At 63.7% G+C, this 24,866-nt stretch carries 19 protein-coding genes; 13 read left to right on the top strand and 6 right to left on the bottom strand.

From position 1 onward, the window contains the following. Nucleotides 1-153: 153 nt before the first annotated feature. From ABID26_RS03280 to ABID26_RS03260, 5 genes are all read left to right on the top strand, one after another. Nucleotides 154-762 carry an acetyltransferase gene (locus tag ABID26_RS03280; RefSeq protein ID WP_354413769.1) on the top strand — a complete coding sequence of 203 codons (609 nt, stop codon included), beginning with the start codon at nt 154-156 and terminating at the stop codon, nt 760-762. 53 nt (nt 763-815) lie between these two features. Beyond that, entirely contained in the window at nt 816-1,931 is a 1,116-nt protein-coding gene (locus tag ABID26_RS03275; RefSeq protein WP_354413766.1) for a glycosyltransferase family 4 protein, read from the top strand. A gap of 60 nt (nt 1,932-1,991) precedes the next feature. Then, a complete protein-coding gene (locus ABID26_RS03270; RefSeq protein WP_354413763.1) occupies nt 1,992-3,110 on the top strand; it encodes a glycosyltransferase in 1,119 nt (372 codons plus the stop codon). A gap of 252 nt (nt 3,111-3,362) precedes the next feature. Then, nucleotides 3,363-5,414 (top strand): UDP-N-acetylglucosamine 4,6-dehydratase, encoded by a 2,052-nt coding sequence (locus ABID26_RS03265; RefSeq protein WP_354413760.1) that lies wholly within the window; start codon nt 3,363-3,365, stop codon nt 5,412-5,414. Between the two features lie 86 nt (nt 5,415-5,500). Beyond that, nucleotides 5,501-5,995, top strand: a complete 495-nt coding sequence (locus ABID26_RS03260; RefSeq protein WP_354414228.1) for a sugar transferase — start codon at nt 5,501-5,503, stop codon at nt 5,993-5,995. On the opposite strand, the gene ABID26_RS03255 is transcribed toward ABID26_RS03260, so the two are convergent. Both ABID26_RS03255 and ABID26_RS03250 read right to left on the bottom strand, forming a co-directional pair. Continuing rightward, entirely contained in the window at nt 5,983-6,921 is a 939-nt protein-coding gene (locus ABID26_RS03255) for an NAD-dependent epimerase/dehydratase family protein (RefSeq protein ID WP_354413757.1), read from the bottom strand. The genes ABID26_RS03260 and ABID26_RS03255 overlap by 13 nt on opposite strands. Beyond that, entirely contained in the window at nt 6,918-8,210 is a 1,293-nt protein-coding gene (locus ABID26_RS03250; RefSeq protein WP_354413754.1) for an O-antigen ligase family protein, read from the bottom strand. Before ABID26_RS03250 ends, ABID26_RS03255 begins: the two co-directional genes overlap by 4 nt. A gap of 449 nt (nt 8,211-8,659) precedes the next feature. Here ABID26_RS03250 and cysD point away from each other — a divergent pair, with 449 nt between their 5' ends. From cysD to cysQ, 3 genes are read left to right on the top strand one after another with little or no spacing between them, the layout of a single operon-like run. Then, nucleotides 8,660-9,565, top strand: a complete 906-nt coding sequence (gene cysD, locus ABID26_RS03245) for a sulfate adenylyltransferase subunit CysD (protein WP_126101397.1) — start codon at nt 8,660-8,662, stop codon at nt 9,563-9,565. 2 nt (nt 9,566-9,567) lie between these two features. Then, nucleotides 9,568-11,505 (top strand): sulfate adenylyltransferase subunit CysN, encoded by a 1,938-nt coding sequence (gene cysN / locus ABID26_RS03240; protein WP_354413751.1) that lies wholly within the window; start codon nt 9,568-9,570, stop codon nt 11,503-11,505. A 10-nt stretch (nt 11,506-11,515) separates the two neighbouring features. Further along, entirely contained in the window at nt 11,516-12,301 is a 786-nt protein-coding gene (cysQ, locus tag ABID26_RS03235) for a 3'(2'),5'-bisphosphate nucleotidase CysQ (protein ID WP_354414226.1), read from the top strand. Nucleotides 12,302-12,464: 163 nt separating this feature from the next. Here cysQ and ABID26_RS03230 read toward each other — a convergent pair whose 3' ends face one another. The 4 genes from ABID26_RS03230 to ABID26_RS03215 all read right to left on the bottom strand — a co-directional run bounded on the left by ABID26_RS03230 (nt 12,465) and on the right by ABID26_RS03215 (nt 16,493). Further along, on the bottom strand, nt 12,465-13,607 hold the full coding sequence (locus tag ABID26_RS03230; protein WP_354413748.1) for a DegT/DnrJ/EryC1/StrS family aminotransferase: 1,143 nt from the start codon (nt 13,605-13,607) through the stop codon (nt 12,465-12,467). Nucleotides 13,608-13,897: 290 nt separating this feature from the next. Then, on the bottom strand, nt 13,898-14,821 hold the full coding sequence (locus ABID26_RS03225; RefSeq protein WP_292339341.1) for a carbohydrate kinase family protein: 924 nt from the start codon (nt 14,819-14,821) through the stop codon (nt 13,898-13,900). Continuing rightward, complete coding sequence (locus tag ABID26_RS03220; RefSeq protein ID WP_292366908.1) at nt 14,818-15,264, bottom strand: RbsD/FucU family protein; 447 nt, start codon at nt 15,262-15,264, stop codon at nt 14,818-14,820. The genes ABID26_RS03225 and ABID26_RS03220 overlap by 4 nt, the downstream gene beginning before the upstream one ends. Nucleotides 15,265-15,266: 2 nt before the next feature. Continuing rightward, complete coding sequence (locus ABID26_RS03215) at nt 15,267-16,493, bottom strand: ROK family transcriptional regulator (protein WP_292339340.1); 1,227 nt, start codon at nt 16,491-16,493, stop codon at nt 15,267-15,269. A 240-nt stretch (nt 16,494-16,733) separates the two neighbouring features. Between ABID26_RS03215 and ABID26_RS03210 the strand changes: the two genes are divergently transcribed. The 5 genes from ABID26_RS03210 (at nt 16,734) to glgB (ending at nt 24,819) form a co-directional block, all read left to right on the top strand. After that, complete coding sequence (locus tag ABID26_RS03210) at nt 16,734-17,738, top strand: sugar ABC transporter substrate-binding protein (RefSeq protein WP_435528544.1); 1,005 nt, start codon at nt 16,734-16,736, stop codon at nt 17,736-17,738. Between the two features lie 161 nt (nt 17,739-17,899). Beyond that, nucleotides 17,900-18,964, top strand: coding sequence for an ABC transporter permease (locus tag ABID26_RS03205; protein ID WP_292339339.1), 1,065 nt, complete (start codon nt 17,900-17,902; stop codon nt 18,962-18,964). Between the two features lie 2 nt (nt 18,965-18,966). Beyond that, nucleotides 18,967-19,749, top strand: a complete 783-nt coding sequence (locus ABID26_RS03200) for an ATP-binding cassette domain-containing protein (protein ID WP_126101388.1) — start codon at nt 18,967-18,969, stop codon at nt 19,747-19,749. Nucleotides 19,750-19,894: 145 nt separating this feature from the next. Beyond that, nucleotides 19,895-22,357 carry a glycogen/starch/alpha-glucan phosphorylase gene (locus ABID26_RS03195; RefSeq protein WP_354413743.1) on the top strand — a complete coding sequence of 821 codons (2,463 nt, stop codon included), beginning with the start codon at nt 19,895-19,897 and terminating at the stop codon, nt 22,355-22,357. 248 nt (nt 22,358-22,605) lie between these two features. Then, entirely contained in the window at nt 22,606-24,819 is a 2,214-nt protein-coding gene (gene glgB, locus ABID26_RS03190) for a 1,4-alpha-glucan branching protein GlgB (protein ID WP_354413740.1), read from the top strand. The last annotated feature ends 47 nt before the right edge of the window (nt 24,820-24,866 follow it).

Raw genomic sequence — 24,866 nt, 5'->3', positions numbered from 1 at the left:
GACCTATGACGGATTATGAATCAAATCAAGGACGCCGGGTCGCACTGGTGAATGTCTGTCCGATTGGGCCAACTCGATCAATTTGGGGCTACCAGCTGGTTGGGTTTTGACCTAGGAGCAAGGTCCAATCAGCGAGGGCATAACACCGTCACCATGACCAAGGGCCTTTTCATCTTCGGGTTCGGCGGCCACGCGCGCAGCGTTGGAGACATAGCCCTATCGTCAGGATTTGACGATCTGACTTTTGTTGATGAGCAGGCGAAGGAGGGTGAGGAATTCGCCGGATTCCCTGCCATCAGCGTTCTTCCTCGCGATTTTGCGGGCACCGGCTGGCTCATGTTTCCAGGCTCGGGCCACAATGCACGGCGACGCGCGCAATGCGAAACCGCGCTCCTCCCCCTTGCGACGCTTATCGCGCCGACTGCGTCTGTCGGGACTCAATGTGAGATCGGGCAAGGCTCGCTTATCGCTCACCAAGTCCATTTGGGGCCGCTTACAAAAATCGGCCGGGGTGCCATCATCAACAGCGGCGCGGTTGTCGACCACGAATGCGTCGTTGGTGATTTTTCACATGTATCTGTAAATGCGACCATCGCCGGACGCTGCCGGATTGGTAGGGAGGTCATGGTGGGCGCCGGCGCCACGGTCATCGATGGCATCAGCATATGCGCCAACGTCATTGTCGGTGCCGGCGCAACGGTCGTCCGCGACATTGACGTGCCTGGCGTGTACACGGGCACCCCTGCTCGTCGAGCACGCTAAACACGCAGCCGCTTCCCGGTCATGCTCGAGCAGAAGAAAAGACGGCCCGGTTCATGAAGATCGGCATTGACGCCCGCAACCTCGTCCGCAATCTCACAGGTATCGGCAGATATGTGCTGGAGATGTGCCGTGGGCTGGCCGAATCCGGGAACGAAATCTTCCTTTACCTCCCCGAGAAGCCCGTGTCGGATCTGTCACACCTATCAGGCGCAAGGTTCCGCATATCCAACCACTCAGGTGATCTCAGGCGCTTGATCTGGGCTCAGACCACGCTGCCGCGAGAGGCAGCCCGCGACAAAATCGACGTCTTTTGGGGGCCTGCCCACAGATTGCCCTTTGGTTTGGACCCGAATATTCCCCACGTTGTGACCATTCACGATCTCGTATGGCATCATGCGGCATCGACAATGCGTTTGCGGGGCTGGCTTGGCGATCGCTTCCTCATGCGGCCCGCAATAGTTTCATCGGATAAGATCGTCGCAGTCTCGCGCGCCACGGCCGACGCTGTTCGAGGGCTGTACCCAAACGCCTCCAAGAAACTCCATGTGGTGTATCCTGGGCTGACGAACCTCGAGGATGACGGGACTAACAGCGTGCTTGCGGACAACGATATCGACCGCGATTACGCTCTTTTTGTCGGCACACTCGAACCCCGCAAAAACTTGTCAAATCTCCTGGAAGCATATGCGCTGCTTCCAGACGCCGTAAGGAAAAACCTGCTGCTCGTCATAGCGGGAGGTCAAGGGTGGCGTCTCGGCGACCTGCGTGAGCGCATGGCGCGTCTCGAAATCGAATCGGATGTGCGACTTACGGGATATGTCACGGACAGCGACCTTGCTGTCCTCTATCGCCGAGCAAAGTTTCTTGCCATGCCGTCGCTATACGAAGGTTTTGGATTTCCAATTATCGAAGCAAATGCGGCTGGGGTGCCCGTCGTGACGTCGAATGTCTCGTCCATGCCTGAGGTGGCTGGCGAGGCTGCCGTTCTTATCGACCCGACCAACATTCAGGATATCTCCGCCGCCATGGGACGGTTGGCACTCGACAACACATTGCGTTCGCGGCTGGCTGAGAAAGCGCCGCTTAATGCGCAGCGATTCAGCTGGAGAAGAAGCGCCTCAGAACTGGTGGCAGTATTCGAATCGGCCATGGCCACGAGGAAGCGCTGACATGAAGGGCATGCTACTGCTCTTCGAGCAGGCCATCCGGCAAAGACGAAAGACCGACGCTTGAAAGTCCTGCATTTCTTCAAGACATATTGGCCGGATAGCTTCGGCGGGGTGGAGCGCACGATCCATGCCATCGCCCAAAGCACGGCTGCTTATGGCGTCGAGACCGAAGTGCTGTCGCTGAGCCCGGCTCCGGACGAAAACACCAAACGCCTGGACGGCCACATGGCCCGCAAAGCCAGGCTGGATTTCGAGCTGGCGTCGACCGGGTTTTCGCGCGAGGTCTTTCGCAAGTTCGGCGCGCTCGCCCTACAAGCCGACCTTGTCCACTACCACTTTCCGTGGCCGGTCATGGACATGGTGCATTTCCAGTCCCGTCACGGCAAGCCGGCTGTCGTCACCTATCATTCCGACATCGTCAAACAAAAGCTCATCCTGCCTTTCTACCGGCCTTTGATGATGCGCTTCCTGGGGGATGTCGATGCGATCGTGGCGACGTCGCCGAACTATCTGGAGTCGAGCCCGGTTCTCAGGTCATTCAGGGCCAAATCGAAGGTCATTCCCATCGGCATCGACGAGGGCGCCTATCCGCCGCCGGGCGAGGCCGACGACAATTGGTGCCGGTCGACGGTCGCGGAGCCGTTCGTGCTGTTCGTCGGGGTGCTGCGTTACTACAAGGGGCTGGATGTTCTGATCCAGGCAGCCTCGCGGGCGCGGTGCAAGATCGTCATTGCCGGCGACGGGCCGGTCGAGCGGGAACTCAGGCAACAGGCCGAGACACTGGGCCTCGACAATGTGATTTTTCTCGGCGAGGTGGCCGAGCCGCGCAAGATGGCGCTGCTGCACAATTGCCGCGGCCTGGTTTTTCCCTCGAACCAAAGGTCGGAGGCCTATGGGCTTTCGCTGGTCGAGGCGGCGATGTGCGGCAAGCCGATGATTTCTTGCGAGATCGGAACGGGCACAAGCTACGTCAACAAAGCCGGCCAGACCGGGCTCGTGGTCCCTCCGTCGGATCCGGTACTCCTTGCCGAAGCGATCAACCGGCTGATCGACCAGCCGGCCGAGGCGGCGAATTGGGGACGGGCCGCGCGCGATCGGTATGTGCGCCTGTTCACTGCCGAAAGGATGGGGAAATCCTATGCCGAGCTCTACCGTCAGCTCGAGGGTCGCAACGGCTGAACAAGAAGGCCCGGCGTGGCCTTTCCGACTTCGGGGAGAAATCGGACCGTTGCGCTTTCTGCTGTCGATCGAGTCGCGACGCTTGGCGCACCGGTGCCCCCAAAAAACCTCTGGCGGTCCCCCCAACTCCGCGCTAATGCGGTAACCGGGTGACGGGGTTGGGGATTTGCAATCTGGAGTGGCGGCGGACGCTGGCCGGTCCGGAGCCGTTCTGGTAATTGTACCCCTACGCCTGGAGTTCAGTACTACCCAATGACCGCCTACGCAGAAGCCGTATCGGGAATCCGACCGAAGATGCGGCGCGCCATCATCATGGTCCAGGACCTTGTCATGGTCCTGGTCTCGGTGGCGCTTAGCCTCACCCTCTCGCAGTCGCGGCTTTCCTTCGACGCGTTCTCCTCCGGCGGGCTTGCCTGCTGGGCGCTCATCGTGCTCGCCGCCCATGTGCTGTTTCGCTATAGCGGCCTTTACAGCACGGTCTGGCGTTTTGCTTCCACGCCCGATTTCTTCAACATCCTGAAGGGCTGCGGCAGCCTGACGGTGGTCCTCTATTTGGCCGCGGTTGCCTTCCGCTCCTTCTTCCAGCCGGTCTCCGGCCTCAACGAGCGCCAGTTCATCGTCTTTTTCCTGGTCTCCTTCACCATCATTTCGGCGCCCCGGCTTTACTATCGCTTCCTTCGCGACGGCGCGAGCTGGCGCATCCTGCGCCGAGCCCCCGGCGACGCGCCAATCAAGCAGGCGCTGTTCATCGGCCGGCTGAGCGAGGCGGACGTGATCGTCCGCTTCACCCGCACGGCCGTGCCGGCCGAATACGCCATCGCCGGCATCATGGCGACCGAGAGCGACGCGCCGCTCGGCACCCAGATCCAGGGCGTTCCGGTCGTGGCGCTCCGGCCGCGGCTGGTCGAGGTGCTGGAGGAATATGTCAACGGCACGGAAAACCTCGACCTCTTGATCTTCGGCAAAGGCATCGAGCGCGAGATCGAGGATTATGCCGAGCTGGTGCGCGTCGCCCGCCACAGTGGCATCGCCGTCGTCCAGTTTTCCGGCCTTTCGGAACTGGGGCAGGGCGGCAAGCTGGTTCTCGATGCCGTCGAGATGGAAACCATCATGCGCCGTTCGGCGGTCGCCACCGACACGACGCGCATCGGCGCCTTTGTCGACGGCAAGCGCGTGCTGGTCACCGGCGGCGCCGGCTCCATCGGCCGCGTCCTGGTCAAGCGCGCGCTGGAGCTCGGCGCCGAAGCGGTGCTGGTGGCCGACAATTCCGAGTTCGGCATTTTCCAGCTCGATCAGCTGATCGACGAAAAAGACCGCGACCGGTTGACCAGCCGCATCGTCGACGTCACCGACCGGCCGCACATGATGCGCCTCGTCGGCGAGTTTAAACCCGCGATCATCTTTCACGCCGCGGCGTTGAAGCACGTGCCGCTGCTGGAAGAGAACTGGGAAGCGGCGATCGAGACGAATGTCTTCGGCACGCTCGCCTGCGCCGAGGTCGCCGCCGAATGCGGAGTGCCGCAATTCCTGCTGATTTCCAGCGACAAGGCCGTCGACCCGACTTCGGTGCTCGGCGTCACCAAGCGGGCGGCCGAGCAGATCGTCTCCTCGCTGCATGAAACTCAGGCCGCGCCGTCGCTTATCCATGCCGGCGGACTGAACGGGCACCAGGCCGACGCGCATCACGCCCATCACGTGGGTGTGCATCGTCCCGGCACCAAATTCATCGCCGTGCGGTTCGGCAATGTCTTCGGCTCCAATGGCTCGGTGGCGACCGTCTTCCAGGCGCAGATCGAGGCCGGCGGGCCGGTCACCATCACCGATCGGCGCATGACCCGCTATTTCATGACGGTGGCCGAGGCCGTCGACCTCGTCATCATGTCGGCCGCCGACGCCGAGCAGCGCCAGGGCAGCGGCGACTACGCCATCTACATGCTCGACATGGGCAAGCCCGTGCCGATCCTCGAAGTCGCCGAAACCATGATCCGCATGGCCGGCAAAAGCCCCTACACCGACATCCCGATCCGCTTCACCGGCATCAGACCCGGCGAAAAGCTGCACGAGACGCTGCATGGCGAGAACGAAGAGGTCGTCAAGCTCGACATCGCTAAGCTCTTCGGCCTCAGGACCGACATCGTGGAATGGCCGAGAATCGAGGCCGCGCTGCCGGCGCTGGTGGCCGCGATGAACGATCGGGACAAGGCCGCCGCGCTTGCGATCCTGGCGGGGCTCTACCGGGCGGAGCAAAGCGCCGTCGGCGCGCCCGAGCAGACAGCGCCGAAAACGGTCGGACAGATCGGCTGACACATGTTGCCCCAAGTCCGCTACGTCGGCGCCGGATCTAAGCCGTGACGGCAAAGCGGGCTTTCGATCTCATTATTGCGGCCGTGATGCTGGCGGTGACGTCGCCGATCGTGCTCGTCGCCATGCTGGCGATCCGGGCGACGTCGCCGGGGCCGGCCATCTTTTCGCAGCCACGCGTCGGACGCGGGGGCGCTGTCTTTGCCTGCCACAAGCTGCGCACGATGCATCGCGATACCCCCTCCTTGCCCACGCATGAGGCGCCGGCCAGTTCGGTCACTGCTGTCGGCAAGGTGCTGCGCCGGACCAAGATCGACGAGCTGCCGCAACTCTGGAACGTGCTGAAAGGCGAGATGAGCCTTGTCGGGCCCCGTCCGTGCCTGCCGACGCAGACGGAACTGATCGGGCACCGGCAGCGGCTGGGCGTGCTGCCGGCGCTTCCGGGCATCACCGGGCTCGCGCAGATCAAGGGCATCGACATGTCCGACCCAAGTCTCTGCGCCGAGACCGATGCCGCCTACCTCAAGGCTGCCTCCATCGGCCTCGACCTCAAAATCCTTATTGGCACATTTTACCGGGCCTGAGCGGCCTGTCGCGCCACGTCGCGAAGCCGGTCGAACGTGTCGGCCTCCGGCGCCCAGCCTTCCGAAATCAGCAGTGACGGGTCACAGATCTGTGTCGCAACAGAGGCTTCGTACGAAGCTTGTCTGCCAAGCAGTGTCGCCACCAGCCTGAACGGTCGAGCCGGCAGGGATAGAAAGCGCGACGGAATGCCGAACCCACGGCGGAACGCCCTGATGATTTCGAATATCGCGACTGGGGAAGCATCGCCTAAGACATAGGTCGGACGCGGCGGCATAGGACGGGTCAAAAGATGCACCACGGCACCGGCCACCGCGTCATGCGATATCAGCGAACGAACTGCCGTGAAAGCAGCTGTGGGCAATGGAAAGGGAGTGGCTGCAAGCCGCATCAGCCCTCGCAAGTTTCCCTTCATGCCTTCGCCATAGGCCGGCGGCAGCCGCAGCGCCGTTGCTCCAGCACGTCCGGCTAGTCTAAAGGCTTCCAGCATCCTGATCTCGCCTTCGCGCTTGGAGCGGCCATAGGCGCATTGCGGGGCGGGGGGCGTCGCCTCATTGATCGTGCCGCTGAAGCCGGGACCGGCCACGGCCCGGATCGAGGAAAGATAGATGAAGCGCCCGCCGGTACCAATGGCCGCAGCCTTGGCCAGCCGCCCGGTCAACGCCGCATTGGCAGCCCGGTAGTCGGCCTCGCTGGCACCGCGATCGTTGTTGAGCGCCGCGCAGTGAACGACATGCGTCACGTCACGCATCAGCGCCAGGAAGGCCTCGTCCGGCGCGTTGACGCCAGGCAGCAGAACGGCATCGTCTGCGGCTGCCAGCCTTTCCGGCCGGCGCGAGGCGACCCGTACGTCGAATCCGGCCTCTTGCAACCGGCCGACGACCTTGCGCCCGATGAAGCCTGTCGCGCCGGTGACCAGAACCTTCATGAATGGTGGCTGGTGTTCGGCGCCATTGCGCCGGCGCCCTCGACGATCGGCGGCACCGTTCGCCCGCAAGCCAGATAGGTTCCGGAAACCAGGAACACCATCAGCGTCGAATCGAGAAGGTCCTGGCCGACCAGGATGCCGGTCAGTCCGCCGATGAGATAGGTGATGACCGTGACGATGATCATCGTTGCGCCGAACCGTTCCACCGGTTCGGCGCTAAGGCGCAGCGCCCTTGCCGCGTTCCGGGCCGCGACCACGAATATCGCAGCAAGCGCCAGCGCCCCCAACAAACCGGCCTGCACCGCCGCGGTCAGGAAGCCGTCGTGATAGTGATTATACCCTGCGGTCATGCCGAATTGGTCGTGAAAGCCTTGTTTCATCAGTGCCCGGCTAGCCGAGATGCCATGGCCGAAGATCGGCATCTCACGGAAAGCGCCGACCCCGATCTCCCACATCGCCACGCGCAGGCCGATCGCAGTCGAGTGATCGCCCTTGGTCGTCAATGCGTCCAAGTCGCTGAACAGGAAGTCGGCGCGTTCCATGATGACGGGGAAGCCGATGGCCGCGACGAGCAGGCAGGCCGCACCTGCGATCAAAGCCAAACGCGTCAGATTGGCGCCGGCGAAGCGGCGGCGGTTGATCAGCAGGACGGCGATGGCGGCGATCGGCAGGGCAACCCAGATGATGCGCGATCCGGAAAGGAGGATCGCCGCCACCCCAGCGAGCGCCGCACCGGCGAGCGCCTTCCAGCCCTTCACGATCCCCGAGAGCGCGCCGGCAAGGCACATCATGGCGGCAAGACAGGTGACCGTCGCGAACACGATCGCATTTCCGGCGCCGCCCTCGGCCCGCATGCCGACCCAGTGATACTGAACGACGGCGATCGCCAGCGCGCCGCAACATGCCGCGGCACTTGCAAGCACGGCTATGCGCGCAAGGGTGAGCTTGTCAGTGATGCTCCAGGTCGAATAGGAAAACGGGAAGAACAGCAAGGTGATCAGCGCCAGGAAATATTTCAAATCCGCCCCGAGCGCACCGTTGACGATCGAAGCGAGGACCATGGCCACGCAATAGGCATAGATCGCCACCGTCATGGCGAGCATCGGCCCGTCGATGTTGAATCGCCGCCGCCCGAAGGCGAGCAGGAAAACGGACCACAGCCCGCCGCCGTTGAAGACGAAGCTCACCACCGATCCCAGCACAGGCGGCGAGAAGAAGCAGATGATCGAGAAGTAGATGTTGATCTGTTTCGGCGCGAGGTGGCGCCGGAGCGATGTAAACGGGTTCAATGCCTTGCTTCGCAATCTTCCAGGTTGTGCGCAGACCCGCGGCGGTGGCAGTTGCCCTCGACCCCGTTCTGTCGCGCCTCGCCCCGTTTCCCGCGCCGGTATAGCGTCTGGCGCCGATCTCCGATAGGGCGGCCGAAGGATGTTCAGTCAAAAATCGCCGACGTGGTCGAAAGCCGTTGGAAAGTCAATCTAGCCGATCGAGGCAACAGGTTTGTTCGGTGCCTCTCTATTGCTCAGCTTGCCTGGGAGGATTTTCCGTCTAATCTGGCTTACTTGGAAAATTCATTCCCGAACCGCAGTGCCCGGCGCGCGTCTTGCATTGTTATGGATAATGGCGATCTGCTAGAACGCCCGCCAGAATGTCCAGGGCTTGACGGGCTGTTTGAGGGAAACCGCGCCAATCGCCTGCAGCAAGGTTCTGGCCGGCACGAAAGAACGCTCAACAGTCCATGAACATCGCGCTCACCCATCTGCAGCGGCTTGAGGCCGAATCCATCCACATCTTCCGTGAGGTTGCGGCCTCGTTCTCCAAGCCGGTGATGCTCTATTCGGTCGGCAAGGATTCCTCGGTGCTGATGCATCTGGCCATGAAGGCCTTCTATCCGGCCAAGCCGCCATTTCCCTTCCTGCATGTCGACACGACCTGGAAGTTCCGCGAGATGATCGCCTTTCGCGACCAGATGGCGCAGAAGCTGGGCTTCGACCTGCTCGTCCATGTCAACGAGGACGGCGTACGCGACAACATCAATCCGTTCGATCACGGCTCCAACACCCACACCCATGTGATGAAGACGGTGGCGCTGCGCCAGGCGCTCGACAAATACGGCTTCGACGCGGCCTTCGGCGGCGCCCGCCGTGACGAGGAGAAGTCGCGCGCCAAGGAGCGTATCTTTTCCTTCCGCAACGCGCAGCATGCCTGGGACCCGAAGAACCAGCGGCCGGAGATGTGGAAGATCTTCAACACCCGCATCGCGCCGGGCGAGTCGATCCGCGTCTTTCCGCTGTCCAACTGGACCGAGCTCGACATCTGGCAGTATATTTTGCAGGAAAATATCCCGATCGTGCCGCTCTATTTCGCCAAGGAACGGCCGGTTGTCGAACGCGACGGCATGCTCATCATGAAGGATGACGATCGCATGCAACTGCGTCCCGGCGAGACGGTCGAGAACCGTCTCGTGCGCTTCCGCACGCTGGGCTGCTATCCGCTGACGGGTGCCATCGAATCGGATGCCGATACGCTGGAAGCCATTGTCGGCGAGATGCTGACCGCCCGCACATCCGAGCGCCAGGGCCGCCTCATCGACCGCGACGAGGCCGGCTCCATGGAAAAAAAGAAGCGCGAGGGGTATTTCTGAGCATGCGTCACATCCTGGCCAAGAGCCTCGCCCCGACCGACTCGATCCGCGACTACATGACCGCGCAGGAAAAGAAGTCGCTGCTGCGCTTCCTCACCTGTGGCTCGGTCGACGACGGCAAGTCGACGCTGATCGGCCGGCTGCTTTCCGACACCAAGCAGATATTCGAGGACCAGCTCGCCGCGCTGGAGCGCGATTCGCGCAAGCACGGCACCACCGGCGAAGACGTCGACTTCGCGCTTTTGGTCGACGGGCTGGAGGCCGAGCGCGAGCAGGGCATCACCATCGACGTCGCCTACCGCTTCTTCGCCACGCCGAAGCGCAAGTTCATCGTCGCCGACACGCCCGGCCACGAGCAGTACACGCGCAACATGGCGACGGGTGCGTCGACCGCCGATCTCGCCATCGTGCTGATCGACGCGCGCCAGGGCGTTTTGCGCCAGACCAGGCGCCATTCGATCATTGCCTCGCTGCTCGGCATCCGCCACATCGTGCTTGCCGTCAACAAGATCGACCTTGTCGGCTTCGACAAGACCGTCTTCGACGACATCGTGGCGGACTACGGCGCGTTCGCGAAGGGACTGGGCTTCGAGAGCGTCGTGCCGATCCCGATGTCGGCGCGCTATGGCGACAACGTAACCACCGGCTCGGAGCGCACGCCCTGGTATTCCGGCCCATCACTGATCGAGCATCTGGAAACGGTGTCGGTCGATGAGGCCGCCGTCGAGCTGCCGTTCCGCTTCCCCGTCCAGTATGTGAACCGTCCGAACCTCGATTTCCGCGGCTTTGCCGGCACCATCGCCTCGGGCACGGTTTCGCAAGGCGACGAGGTCGTGGTCGCCAAGTCGGGCAGGGCCTCGCGCGTCAAGCGCATCGTCGCGCATGGCGGCGACCTCGAGCAGGCCGTCGCCGGCCAGGCCGTCACGCTCGTCCTCGAGGACGAGGTCGAAGTGTCGCGCGGCAACATGCTGGTGTCGCCGGCCGCACGTCCGCAGGTCGCCGACCAGTTCACAGCCAACGTCGTCTGGTTCGACGAACAGGCGCTGCTGCCGGGCCGTTCCTATATCCTGCGAACCGAAACCGACCAGGTCAGCGCCACCGTCACCGAACTGAAGTACCGGGTCAACGTCAACGATTTCGCGCATGAGGCGGCGAAGTCTCTCGACCTCAACGAGGTCGGCGTATGCAACCTCTCGACGCGGGCGCCGATCGCCTTCGATCCCTTCGCTGAGAACCGCACCGCCGGCGCCTTCATCCTGATCGATCGCATCAGCAATGCCACCGTCGGCGCCGGTATGATCCTGCATTCGCTGCGCCGTGCCGAAAACATCCACTGGCAGTCGCTCGATGTCGGCAAGCGCGGCCGCAGCGACCTGAAGAACCAGCGCTCGGCCGTGTTCTGGTTCACCGGCCTGTCCGGCTCGGGCAAGTCGACCATCGCAAATCTCTTCGAGAAGAAGCTGTTCGCGTCCGGCCGTCACACCTATATTCTCGACGGCGACAATGTCCGCCACGGCCTCAACCGCGATCTCGGCTTCACCGACGCCGATCGCGTCGAAAACATCCGCCGCGTTGCCGAGGTGGCGAAGCTGATGGCCGATGCCGGCCTGATCGTCATCGTCTCCTTCATCTCGCCCTTCAGCGCCGAGCGGCGCATGGCGCGTGAGCTGATGGGCGAGGGCGAATTCGTCGAAGTGTTCGTCGACACGCCGTTCGAGGAATGCGCCCGCCGTGACCCGAAGGGCCTTTACGCGCGCGCATTGAGCGGCGAGATCAAGAATTTCACCGGCGTCGATTCCCCCTATGAGGCGCCGGAGAATCCCGAGATCCACCTCGAGACTCTCGGCAAGAGCCCGCAGGAGATGGCGGAAGCCCTGGAACACTGGCTGAACGAGCGCGACATTGCCGAAGAGCAGTATGACAGTGGCGGCGGCATCTGACGACGAGGCCATGCTCGGGGTCTTCGAGCGCTTGGCGTTAGACGCCGGGCGCGAGGTCATGCGCGTCTTCCACGAGGGCTGCGCGGTCGACAAGAAGTCCGACTCTTCGCCCGTGACCGAAGCCGATCGCGAAAGCGAGAAGATCATCCTCGCCGGCCTTCGCTCCGCTTATCCGGACATCCCTTGCGTGGCCGAGGAGGAGGTTGCGGCGGGCATTGCCACGCCCGACCTCGACGGCGCCTTCTTCCTGGTTGATCCGCTCGACGGCACCAAGGAATTCGTCAACCGCCGCACCGATTTCACCGTCAACATCGCGCTCGTGCGCCATGGCGTGCCGGAAGTCGGCGTCGTCTTCGCGCCTTGCACCGGGCGTTTTTTCTCCGGCCGGCCGGGCAAGGCGGAAGCGATCGAAGTGGATGGCGACTATCGCATCGTCGGCCGACGGCCGATTGCCGTGCGGGCAGGGGGCACGCCGCTTGCGGTCGTAGCCAGCCGCTCGCACAACACGCCTGAGACCGACGCCTTCATCCGCGATCTCGGCGCCGCCGAGATCGTCTCCATAGGCTCGTCGCTGAAATTCTGCCTGCTCGCCGCCGCCGAGGCCGATGTCTATCCGCGTTTCGGCCGCACCATGGAATGGGACACCGCGGCCGGCGATGCGGTGCTGCGCGCCGCCGGCGGCATGACGCGCACGCTGGACGGCGAGCCGCTCGTCTACGGCAAGCGCAACCAGGCCAGCGACACCGATTTCGCCAACCCGCATTTCATTGCGACAGGGAAGGGCGTTGCTGTTTAATCTCCCCCCTTGAGGGGGAGATGTCGCCGAAGGCGACAGAGGGGGTCGCCTCAACTGGCACGACGCCATTCGTGCAGCCGTCGCGCTGAAAACGAAGTCGGCGCTTCACGCGCGGCGACCCCCTCTGGCCTGCCGGCCATCTCCCCCTCAAGGGGGGAGATCATCAAGCCGCCGCGACGTGCGCGGAGTTCGAGCCGATATAGTTGCGGATCGTCTCGATGATCTTGTCCTGGTCGGCTTCGCTCAGATAAGCGTGCATCGGCAAGCAGAGGATCTGCTTCGGCAGCGCTTCCGAGACGGCAAGGCCGGTCGGCGCGCGCGGATAGTCCTTGTAGGCGACCTGTTCGTGCAGCGGCTTCACATAGTAGATGACCGACGGGATGCCCTTTTCGCCGAGATGGGCCTTCAGCCCGTCGCGCTTCGGCGTCTCGATGGCGTATTGCGCCCAGGCCGAGCGGCCGTGGCCGAGGTTGCGCGATGCCTTGACGATGTCGCCAAGCCCCTTGGCATAGCGGTCGGCGACTGCTTGCCGGGCCACCATCTCTTCCTCGAGGATGGCGAGCTTCTCGATCAGGATCGCCGCCTGCAGCGTGTCGAGGCGCGAATTGATGCCGACGCGGACGTTGTCGTATTGCGTCTCTCCCTTGCCGTGGAAGGCGAAGGATCTGAGCTTGTCGGCCAGCGCAGCGTCATTGGTGAACATCGCGCCGCCGTCGCCATAGCAGCCGAGGGGCTTCGCCGGGTAAAAGCTCGTCGAGCCGACATGGCCGAAGGCGCCGCACATTTTGCCGTCGGCGGAGCCGCCCATCGACTGGGCCGCGTCCTCGATCACCAGCAGGTTTTCGCGCTTGGCGATCGCCATGATCGCCTCGTAGTCGGCGGAAAGCCCGAATAGGTCGACCGGGATGATCGCCTTCGGCGTCAAGCGGCCTTCCTTCTTGATCATCTCGATCGCCGCCTCGAGGCCGGCGACGTCGATGTTGTAGGTGTCGGGATCGACGTCGACGAACACCGGCTCGGCCTTGGCGAGCGCCACCACTTCGGCCGTCGCGGCAAAGGTGAAGCTCGGCACGAACACGGCGTCGCCCGGGCCGATGCCGGCGGCAAACAGCGGCAGAAGCAGCGCATCGGTGCCGTTGGCGCAGGCCACCACATGCTTGACGCCGACGTAGGCCGCGAGCTTGTTCTCGAATTCGGTGACCTGGGGCCCGAGGATGTAACGCCCGTCTTCGACCACTCGGTCGATCGCGGACTTCAACCGGTCGCGGATTCGTTCGCGCTGCGCGCCAAGATCGATGAACTGCATGTCGGCCTCAATGGCTTCAAAAGTGCTGGAGCGTGCTTTTCCGGATGGGCGCACGTCGCTGCTATCAATAACCGGCCCGCTGGTACCAGACTTGGCACGGCTGAAAAAGCCGGCCATGGCCGAGGCGAATTGCGCAAGTGTCGCAGCCTGTTACCGTCTTTTGCCGGCCTATTGCCCGAGGAAGCAGGAAAATCCCGGCTTCCGGGTGCATTCTCGGAGCCCTCTATCGCGCTGTTCCGGTCCTTGGAAACATAAAGTGATCGGTCGGGAAGGGCCTTGTCGACAGCCGATCAGGCTATTTCCTGCCGCCAGGGCGGGTTGGCGCCGGCCCGCGACACGGTCACCGCGGCCGCCTTGGCGCCAAGCTCCAGCGCCTTGCGGATCGCGTCCTCCGGCAGGCTGCCGATCGCCGCCTTGGTGAGCAGGCCCTGCTCGTGCAGCGAGGCGAGGATGCCGGCATTGAAGGTGTCGCCGGCGCCGACCGTGTCGACCACCTTCACCTTCTGCGGCACGACCGTGACCTTGTGTTCCCGGCTGTAGCCGACCGCGCCTTCGCTGCCATGGGTGACGACGATCAGCTTGGGGCCGCGGTCCAGCCAGTTGCGCACGACGTCCTCATGCGAGCCTGCTTCGTCGAACCAGTTGAGGTCTTCGTCCGAGAGCTTGACGATGTCGGCCATCGCCATCATCTCGCGGATGCGTCTGAGATGCTTGGCCTTGTCCGGGATGAAGTTCGGCCGGATGTTGGGGTCGAGCATCATCACCCGGCTCTTGTGCTCGCGCCGCATGAACTCCTCATAGGCGGATCCCGCAGGTTCCGAAATCAGGCTGATGGCGCCGAACAGCATCGCCTCGATCTCGGCGCCCAGCTTCGGCAGGTCCTCGATGGTCAGCATCCGCCCGGCGGTGTTCTCGTCATAGAAGGTGTAGGTCGCCTGGCCGTTGGTGAGCCGCACGAAGGCGAGCGTCGTGGGCTTTGGCGAGGTGTGGGCATAGGTCGAGCTCACCTTGCTTGCGCCGAGCGCCTCGCGGAGCTGGCCGCCGAACAGGTCGGAGGAAAGGCCGCAGAAGAAGCCCGCCGGGGCGCCGAGCCGCCCAAGCGCGATCGCGCTGTTGAACACCGCGCCGCCGACATAAGGCGCGAAGGCCGCTTCGCCTTCCGTCGTCGTGCGCGGCAGCATGTCGATCAGGGCTTCGCCACAGCAAAGGATCATTTCTTGTCGGTCTCCGGCGGCTGGATCACGCCTTTGCGGATGATGATGTTGGCATAGAGCCTGGGTTCGCTGGTCGCGACGATCGCGTGCGCGGCCTTGACCCGTGCATAGAAGTCGGCGCCGGCCAGCGCAATCACCTTGTGGCGCGGCGCGCGCCTCGCGCAGACCGCTTCCATCTCGCGATGCACGGGATCGGCGAGCACCGGATCGCCTTTGACCGAAGCGCGAAACAAAGCCTCCGGCGCCGTCTCGTCCACCGGAAGCACGCTCAAAACGGCATCGAGCACCGGAATGACGTGATGGCCGTCGGCGCGGATCAGCCTGCGCGCCTGTTCCTCGGCGGGATAATTGCCGTCGACGATGGCGATCTCGTCACCATGGCCCATGGCTCGCAGCGTCGCCAGAAGCTGCGGGCCGAGCAGCGGCGGGATGCCGATCAGCATGGTCAGGCGCTCCTGGAAATCGTGGTCGGTCCGATCAGGAAGCGCTCGGAAAGCGGCAGGCTGGCGCCACCCAGCGCCCGCGCATGGATGCCGACCGTTCCTTCGCGTACGACGGGCAGTTTCAACCCTTCGGCGTCGATGCCGGCAATCGCATCCGTGACCGCATCGACAAGCCGCCGCCGCACCTCGAGCGGCATCCAGCCGTCGATCACCGCCGCTTCGAAATCGATGACCGAGGAGGCAGCGACGATCGCATAGGCCAGCGCCTGCGAAGCGCTGGCGATCCAATCATCGAGCTCCGTGCCGATCTCGCCCCATTCCTGCGGCGAGGTCCAAAGATATGAGCCGTCGATGCCCTTGGCGCTGAGCGCCTTTTCCAGCATCGCGATCGAGGCGACGTCGATCAGCTGCGTCGGCTTGCCGTCCGGCCCGGGCACCGGCATCGAGCCCAGCGCGCCTGCGTTTCCGGTCGGCCCGCCGAACAGGCGGCCGTTGAGCACGATGCCGCCGCCGGCAAAGGCGCCGATGTAGAAATAGACGAAGTCGCGCGCGGCGCCCGCCTGGCCGAAGACGAGCTCCGCCCCGCAAGCGGAAGTGGCGTCGTTCTGCAGATAGACCGGAAATTCGCACTGCGCCTGGATGTCGGCACGGATATCGCGGTGGCGCCATTCGTCCATGATCTCGCGCGGCGCGCCGGCGGTGTCGGCCCAGCTCCAGAGCTCGAACGGCATGGCGATGCCGAGCCCGGCGATGCGCTTGTCCTGCGCCGGCGTCAGTTCGCCGCGCATCTTTCCGATCCCCGCGGTGACGAACTCGACAGTCTCGCGCGGCGCCGGATAGCGGTAGGAATTCTGCAGCATCGCGCGCACATTGCCGAGGAAGTCGATCAGCACCAGCTCGGCGCTGCGGCGGCCGATCTTGAGGCCGATGAAGAAGGCGCCTTCCGGGTTGAGCGCCATCGGGATCGACGGCTGGCCGATCTTGCCGCGCAGCGGCGCCTGGCGGACGAGCAGCTTGTCGTCTTCGAGCTCGCGCATGATGACCGACACCGTCTGCGCCGACAGCCCTGTCATGCGCGCAATGTCGGATTTGGCAAGGCTGCCATGCTGGCGCACCAGCGACAGCACGAGCCGTTCATTGTGGTCGCGCATACCGCTCTGGTTGGTGCCGCGATGCAGGCGGCTCTCCAGAGCCTCGGGCGAACCGTGCCTCGCAATGCCGGTCTCCACCCTGTTCCTCCCGTCGGTTTCCCCACACTGCTTTTCGTTCAGAATGGGTGAACGACGCAAGCCTGTCAATAATAAATAAGAGTGATTTAATTATTGACAGACGCGCTGGACTGGTGTCTTTTGAGGTGGCGTCCACGCTGGGAGAATGGTTGGATGCGCTTGAGGCGCCGGGTTGGCCGGCGTCCGGAATGGTTCCATTGGGAGGAAATCGTGACCAAGAAATCGCTGCTGAAGTCCACCGTGTTCGCGGCGGCCGGGCTGGGCCTGCTCGCATTCGCTTCGTCCGCGTCGGCCGCCGGCGTCGGCGCCTGCCTGATCACCAAGACCGACACCAATCCCTTCTTCGTCAAGATGAAGGAGGGCGCGACCGCCAAGGCAAAAGAACTCGGCGTCGACCTCAAGACCTATGCCGGCAAGATCGATGGCGACAGCGAGAGCCAGGTCGCGGCTATCGAAAGCTGCATCGCTGACGGCGCCAAGGGCATACTGATCACCGCCTCCGACACCAAAGGCATCGTGCCGACGGTGAAGAAGGCCCGCGACGCCGGCCTGCTGGTGATTGCGCTGGATACGCCGCTCGATCCGATCGACGCTGCCGACGCCACTTTCGCCACCGACAATCTCGAAGCCGGCAAGCTGATCGGCGCCTGGGCGGCCGCCACGCTCGGCGACAAGGCCAAGGACGCCAAGATCGGCTTCCTCGACTTGACGCCGTCGCAGCCGACGGTGGACGTGCTGCGCGACCAGGGCTTCATGATGGGCTACGGCATCGACGTGAAGGACCCGAACAAGATCGGCGACGAGGACGATCCGCGCATCGTTGGTCATGACGTCACCAACGGCAACGAGGAAGGCGGCCGCAAGGCGATGGAGAACCTCCTGCAGAAGGACAACACCATCAACGTCATCCACACCATCAACGAGCCCGCCGCCGTCGGCGCCTACCAGGCACTCAAGGCCGTCGGCCTCGAAAAGCAGGTGCTGATCGTCTCGGTCGATGGCGGCTGCCCCGGCGTGAAGTCGGTGACCGAAGGCGTGATCGGCGCGACCTCGCAGCAATATCCGCTGCAGATGGCGGCACTCGGCATCGAGGCGATCGCCGCTTTCGCCAAGGACGGCACCAAGCCGAAGCCGACCGAAGGCAAGAACTTCTTCGACACCGGCGTCAACCTCGTGACCGACAAGCCGGCCAACGGTGTGAAGTCGATCGACACCAAGGAAGGCCTCGCCAAGTGCTGGGGCTGATGCTGGCCTGACCGGCAACAAACCTTGCGGCCGGGGGCTTGATCCCCGGCCGCATCGGGTGGACGATGCGCTTTCGTAAGCGCTGACAATCCTGGCGACAGACCGGATAGCGTGGACGGCGTGTGGGGCAGTGAGCAGGCCCCGCACAGACGGGAGGAGACATGTCTCAGATTCAGGAATTCGAGAAAGTACTCTCAGGCAGCGACACAAATGTCGCCGCCTTCGAGGAGCACGGCAAGTCGTTCGTCAAGCGCGCCCAGCACTTCCTGCATTCCACGCCGGCGGCGGTGCCGCTGATCGTGCTGGTGCTGTCGGTCATCATCTTCGGCATTGCCATCGGCGGACGTTTCTTCTCGTCCTACACCTTGACGCTGATCCTGCAGCAGATCGCCATCGTCGGTATTCTGGGCGCCGCCCAGACGCTGGTCATCCTGACCGCCGGCATCGATCTCTCGGTCGGCGTGATCATGGTGATTTCAGCCGTGATCATGGGCAACTGTGCCCTCACTTACGGAATGCCGACCCTTCTTGCGGTGGTCGTAGGGCTTGCCGCTGGCGGCGCCTGCGGCCTGCTCAACGGTCTGCTGGTCGCTTACATGAAGCTGCCGCCCTTCATCGTCACGCTCGGCACCTGGAATATCGTCATGGCGACGAACTTCATTTATTCCGCCAACGAGACGATCCGCGACGCTGACGTCGATGCCCAGGCGCCGTTACTGCACTTCTTCGCGCTGAGCTTCAGGGTCGGCTCGGCCGTGCTGACGGCTGGTGTCATTGCCATGGTCCTGCTGGTGCTGCTGCTCTGGTACGTGCTCAACCACACGGCCTGGGGCCGCCATGTCTACGCCGTTGGCGACGATCCGGAAGCGGCGAAGCTCTCCGGCATCCAGACCAAGAAGGTGCTTATGGCCGTCTATACGCTTGCCGGCCTGATCGCCGCCTTCGCGGCCTGGGTCTCGATCGGCCGCAACGGCTCGATCTCGCCGTCCGCCGCGGTCACCGACTACAATCTGCAGGCGATCACCGCGACGGTGATCGGCGGTATCTCGCTCTTCGGCGGCCGCGGATCGATCCTCGGCACGCTGTTCGGCGCCATGATCGTCGGCGTCGTCTCGATGGGCCTCAACATGCTGGGTGCCGATCCGCAGTGGAAAGTGCTGCTCACCGGCGTCCTGATCATCGGCGCCGTGGCGATCGACCAGTGGATCAGAAAGGTTTCGGTGTAACCATGACTGAGCAGGCTGTCCTCACCGCGCGCGGTCTCACCAAGCGCTATGGCCGCGTGACCGCGCTCAACAACTGCGACTTCGATCTCTATCCAGGCGAAATCCTGGCGGTGATCGGCGATAACGGCGCCGGCAAGTCGACGCTGATCAAGGCGATCTCCGGCGCTGTGCATGCCGACGAGGGGGTGATCGAGCTGGACGGCAAGCAGGTCCAGTTCAAATCGCCCATCGAGGCCCGCGAAGCCGGCATCGAGACCGTTTATCAGAACCTGGCGCTGTCACCGGCGCTGTCGATCGCCGACAACATGTTCCTCGGCCGCGAGATCCGCAAGCCCGGCCCGCTCGGCAGCTGGTTCCGCATGCTCGACCGTCCGGCGATGGAAAAGCGCGCGCGAGACAAGCTGACCGAGCTTGGCCTGATGACCATCCAGAACATCAGCCAGGCGGTGGAAACGCTCTCGGGCGGCCAGCGCCAGGGCGTCGCGGTGGCGCGCGCCGCAGCCTTCGGCTCGAAGGTGGTGATCATGGACGAGCCGACTGCAGCGCTCGGCGTCAAGGAAAGCCGCCGCGTGCTGGAGCTGATCCTCGACGTCAAGAAGCGCGGCCTGCCGATCGTGCTCATCTCCCACAACATGCCGCATGTCTTCGAGGTTGCCGATCGCATCCACATCCACCGGCTTGGGCGGCGCCTTTGCGTCGTCGATCCCAAGCAGATTTCCATGTCGGATGCCGTCGCCCTCATGACCGGCGCCAAGAAGCCGCCGGAGGATGCGCTGGCGGCCTGATCTCCACCCACTACGGTAAACAGCCGAAGGAGCCCCTCATGGACATCACGGCCTAAATCGATTTAGTATATGCTGCAGCGCGGCATAGTGGGGTAGGAGAAACGGTGAAAGCCGGTATGATCAGGCCAACCGAACGAGAGGCGATATGACATCCGCCATGACCATCGAAGCCCCCGCTCTCGACAATCCCGATCCCAAGACGCTCGCCGAAGAAGTCTTGATGTCGCTCAAATACCGGGTCGGCAAGGACACCACGGTCGCCACGCCCTATGACTGGCTGACCGCCTCGATCAAGGTTGTGCGCGACCGCGTCGTCGATAACTGGATCCAGGCGACCAAGGAAGCCTACGACCAGCAGGAAAAGCGCGTCTATTATTTGTCGCTCGAATTCCTGATCGGGCGCCTGATGCGCGACGCCTTCTCCAATCTCGGCCTGATGGAGAACATGCGCGAGGCGCTGGCCTCGCTCGGCGTGGACCTCGACCTGATTGCCGGCCTCGAGCCGGACGCAGCCCTTGGCAATGGCGGCCTCGGCCGGCTCGCAGCCTGCTTCATGGAAAGCATGGCGACGGTCGATATTCCTGCCCATGGTTACGGCATCCGCTATGCCAACGGCATGTTCCGCCAGGAGATCCATGACGGCTGGCAGGTCGAGCTGCCGGAAACCTGGCTCGACCACGGCAATCCGTGGGAGTTCGAGCGGCGCGAACGTTCCTTCGAGGTCGGCTTCGGCGGCTCGGTGGAATCGATCACCTCCAAGGACGGCCGGCTCGAACGCCATGTCTGGAAGCCGACCGAGCACGTGCTGGCCGTCGCCTATGATACGCCTGTGGCCGGCTGGCGCGCCAGGCGCGTCAACACGCTGCGGCTCTGGTCCGGCATGCCGATCGACCCGATCCTGCTCGACAAGTTCAATGCCGGCGACCACATCGGCGCGCTCGCCGAAAGCAACAAGGCCGACGCGCTGTCGCGCGTGCTTTATCCTGCCGATTCGCACATGGCCGGGCAGGAGCTGAGGCTGAGGCAGGAATATTTCTTCTCGACCGCCTCGCTGCAGGACATCGTCCAGCGCCATCTCAGCCAGTATGGCGACCTCAAGTCGCTGCCCGACAAGGCAGCGATCCATTTGAACGACACCCACCCCGCGGTCGCCGTGCCGGAGCTGATGCGGCTCTTGATGGACGTCCACGGCATGGATTTCGACCTCGCCTGGGACATCACCACGCGCACCTTCGCCTACACCAACCACACGCTTCTTCCCGAGGCGCTGGAAAGCTGGCCGGTGCCGCTGTTCGAGCGGCTGCTGCCGCGCCACATGCAGATCGTCTACGCCATCAACGCGCAGGTACTGCTCGAGGCCCGCGCGACCAACCAGTTCTCCGGCGAGCAGATCGCTCGCATCTCACTAATCCAGGAAAATGGCGACCGTCGCGTGCGCATGGGCAATCTGGCCTTCGTCGGCTCGCATTCGATCAACGGCGTCTCGGCGCTCCACACCGAGCTGATGAAGGAGACGGTGTTCGCCGATCTCCACAAGCTCTATCCGGACCGCATCAACAACAAGACCAACGGCATCACGCCGCGGCGCTGGCTGATCCAGTGCAATCCCGGCCTGACCGCGCTCGCCCGCGAGGCGATCGGCGGCCGCTTCATGGACGACATCGAGGCGATCAAGGATCTCGATCCTCTCGCCGACGATGCCGTTTTCCGAGAGAAGTTTGCCGCCGTGAAGAGGCAGAACAAGGCGAGGCTTGCGAACCTCGTCGCCGACCGGCTCGGCATCAAGCTCGACCCGTCGGCGCTGTTCGACATCCAGGTCAAGCGCATCCACGAATACAAGCGCCAGCTGCTCAACATCCTGGAGGCGATCTCGTTTTACGACCAGATCCGCTCGCATCCCGAGCGGGACTGGATGCCACGGGTAAAATTCTTCGGCGGCAAGGCGGCGCCCAGCTACCACAACGCCAAGCTGATCATCAAACTGGCCAACGACGTCGCCAGGGTCATCAACCGCGATCCGGCGGTGCGTGGCCTGCTGAAGGTGGTGTTCGTGCCGAACTACAATGTCAGCCTGGCCGAGCTGATGATGCCGGCCGCCGATCTTTCCGAGCAGATCTCGACCGCCGGCATGGAGGCCTCCGGCACCGGCAACATGAAGTTCGCGCTGAACGGCGCCCTGACCATCGGCACGCTCGACGGCGCCAATGTCGAGATCAAGGAGCATGTCGGCGACGACAACATCTTCATCTTCGGCCTCACCACCGCCGAGGTCGCAGACCGGCGCAACAATGGCTACAATCCGCGCGGCGTGATCGAGGCCTCGCCGGAGCTGGCCCAGGCGGTAGCCGCGATCTCGTCCGGCGTCTTTTCGCCCGACGATCCCGACCGCTATCGCGATCTCATGAACGGCCTCTATCAGAGCGACTGGTTCATGGTGGCGGCCGATTTCGATTGCTACGCCGCCTGTCAGCGCGAGGTCGATGCCGTGTGGCGCAACAGCCCCGACTGGTACGCACGCGCCATCCGCAACGTCGCCCGCGTTGGCTGGTTCTCGTCCGATCGCACCATCCGCCAATATGCGAAAGAAATCTGGAACGTGCCTGCCTGATGTGATTGCATGAGGCCACGAACGATGCGCCCCCGGTGCATGCCGCCCAAAAGTGCATAGCGGTTTTGGGATCACGGCATGCACCAAAACAAAGATCGGTGCATGCCGCCCAAAAGTGCATAGCGGTTTTGGGATCACGGCATGCACCAAAACAACGATCGGTGCATGCCGCCCAAAAGTGCGAAGCGGTTTTGGGACAACGACATGCACCAAAACAAAGACTGGTGCCCGGGGAGGGCGACCGCCTGATGAGGAAGCCGCGCGCGACCGCTGCGACAAGCGGGCCGGACGGACCGGCGCCAGCCGGCGATGTCGCGGCGATTGTCGCCGGAACGCATGGCGATCCCTTTGCCGTCCTGGGCCTGCATGAAGCCGGCAAAGGCTTCGTCGCCCGCTGCTTCGTGCCCAATGCCGAATTCGTCACCGCCTACACGCTGACCGGCAGGGAGGTCGGGGACCTCATCCGCAGCGATGATGCCGGCTTCTTCGAAGGCAGGCTCTCGATCCGCAAGCGCCAGCCGCTACGCTATCACGCCAGAAATGCCGGCGGCGATTGGTGGCTGACCGATCCCTATTCCTTCGGCCCGGTGCTGGGGCCGATGGACGACTACTACATGGCCGAGGGCTCGCATCTAAGGCTCTTCGACAAGCTCGGCGCCCATATCATCGAGCATGAGGGCGCGACCGGCGTGCATTTCGCCGTCTGGGCGCCCAATGCCCGGCGCGTCTCGGTGGTTGGCGCCTTCAACGACTGGGACGGCCGCCGGCACACCATGCGCGACCGCAAGGATACCGGCATCTGGGAGCTGTTCATTCCCGACCTCGGCGCCGGCCAGCCCTACAAGTTCGAGATCATCGGCCCCGACGGTGTGCGGCTGCCGCTCAAGGCCGACCCCTTCGCCTTCGAATCCGAGCTGCGCCCGGCGACCGCTTCGGTGACGGCGCCGCCGATGGCGCATCAATGGGGCGACGAGGCGCATCGCGGCTTCTGGCAGAAGGCCGACCCCAGGCGCGAGGCGATCTCGATCTACGAGGTCCATGCCGGCTCGTGGCAGCGCCGCGACGACGGCACGTTCCTCACCTGGGACGAGCTCGCCGCGCGGCTCATCCCTTATGTGGTCGACACCGGCTTCACCCATATCGAGTTCCTGCCGATCTCCGAGCACCCCTACGACCCGTCCTGGGGCTACCAGACGACCGGCCTCTATGCGCCGACCGCCCGCTTCGGCGATCCTGACGGCTTCGCCCGCTTCGTCGATGGCGCCCATCGCGCAGGCGTCGGCATCATCCTCGACTGGGTGCCTGCGCATTTTCCGGTCGACGAGCATGGGCTGGTGCAATTCGACGGCACCGCGCTCTACGAGCATGCCGATCCGCGCCAGGGCTTCCATCCCGACTGGAACACCGCGATCTACAATTTCGGCCGCCGCGAGGTGGTGTCGTTCCTCGTCAACAATGCGCTGTTCTGGGCCGAAAAATACCATGTCGACGGTCTGCGCGTCGATGCGGTCGCTTCGATGCTCTACCTCGACTATTCGCGCAAGGCGGGCGAATGGATCCCCAACGAGAAAGGCGGACGCGAGAACCTGCAGGCCGTCAGCTTCCTGCAGAAGATGAACAAGGAGCTCTACGGTCACCATCCCGGCGTGATGACGATCGCGGAAGAATCGACCTCATGGCCGAAGGTCTCGCGGCCGGTGCATGAAGGCGGGCTCGGCTTCGGCTTCAAGTGGAACATGGGCTTCATGCACGACACGCTGGAGTATTTCTCCAAGGAGCCGATCTATCGCAAGCACCACCACAACGACATCACCTTCGGCCTGGTCTACGCCTTCTCCGAGAATTTCGTGTTGCCGCTCTCCCATGACGAGGTCGTGCACGGCAAGGGCACGCTGCTTCACAAGATGGCCGGCGACGACTGGCAGAAGTTCGCGACGCTGCGCGCCTATTACGCCTTCATGTGGGGATATCCCGGCAAGAAGCTTCTGTTCATGGGCCAGGAATTCGCCCAGCGCCGCGAGTGGAGCGAGGAACGCGCGCTCGACTGGAACCTGCTGGACTTCGCACCGCATCGCGGCGTCTGGCAGGTGGTGCGGGACCTGAACTACCTCTACCGGTCGCGCCCGGCGCTGCATGCGCGCGACTGCGAGCCGGAAGGCTTCTCCTGGCTGATCGTCGACGATCGCGACAACTCGGTCTTTGCCTGGCTGCGCAGCGCGCCGGACGGCAATCCGATCGCCGTCATCTCCAATTTCACTCCGGTGCCGCGCGAGAACTATCGTGTGCCGCTGCCGAAGGCGGGCGAGTGGCGCGAGATCATCAACACTGACGCCGCCGATTATGGCGGCTCCGGCATGGGCAATGGCGGCATGGTCGCAGCCAGCGAGGAAGGGGGCGGCACGTCGGCGATGGTGTTGTTGCCGCCGCTGTCGACGATCATGCTGGAATTCGTCGCGGACTGAAGCAGATGATATCTCATCTTGCCGAAGCAAAGTTCCGGACAGCTTAG

The sequence above is a fragment of the Mesorhizobium shonense genome (genome assembly GCF_040545255.1).
Lineage (GTDB): Bacteria > Pseudomonadota > Alphaproteobacteria > Rhizobiales > Rhizobiaceae > Mesorhizobium > Mesorhizobium shonense.
The sequence above is the reverse complement of the archived record's forward strand: the minus strand, read 5'-3'. Positions and strand labels throughout refer to the sequence as shown.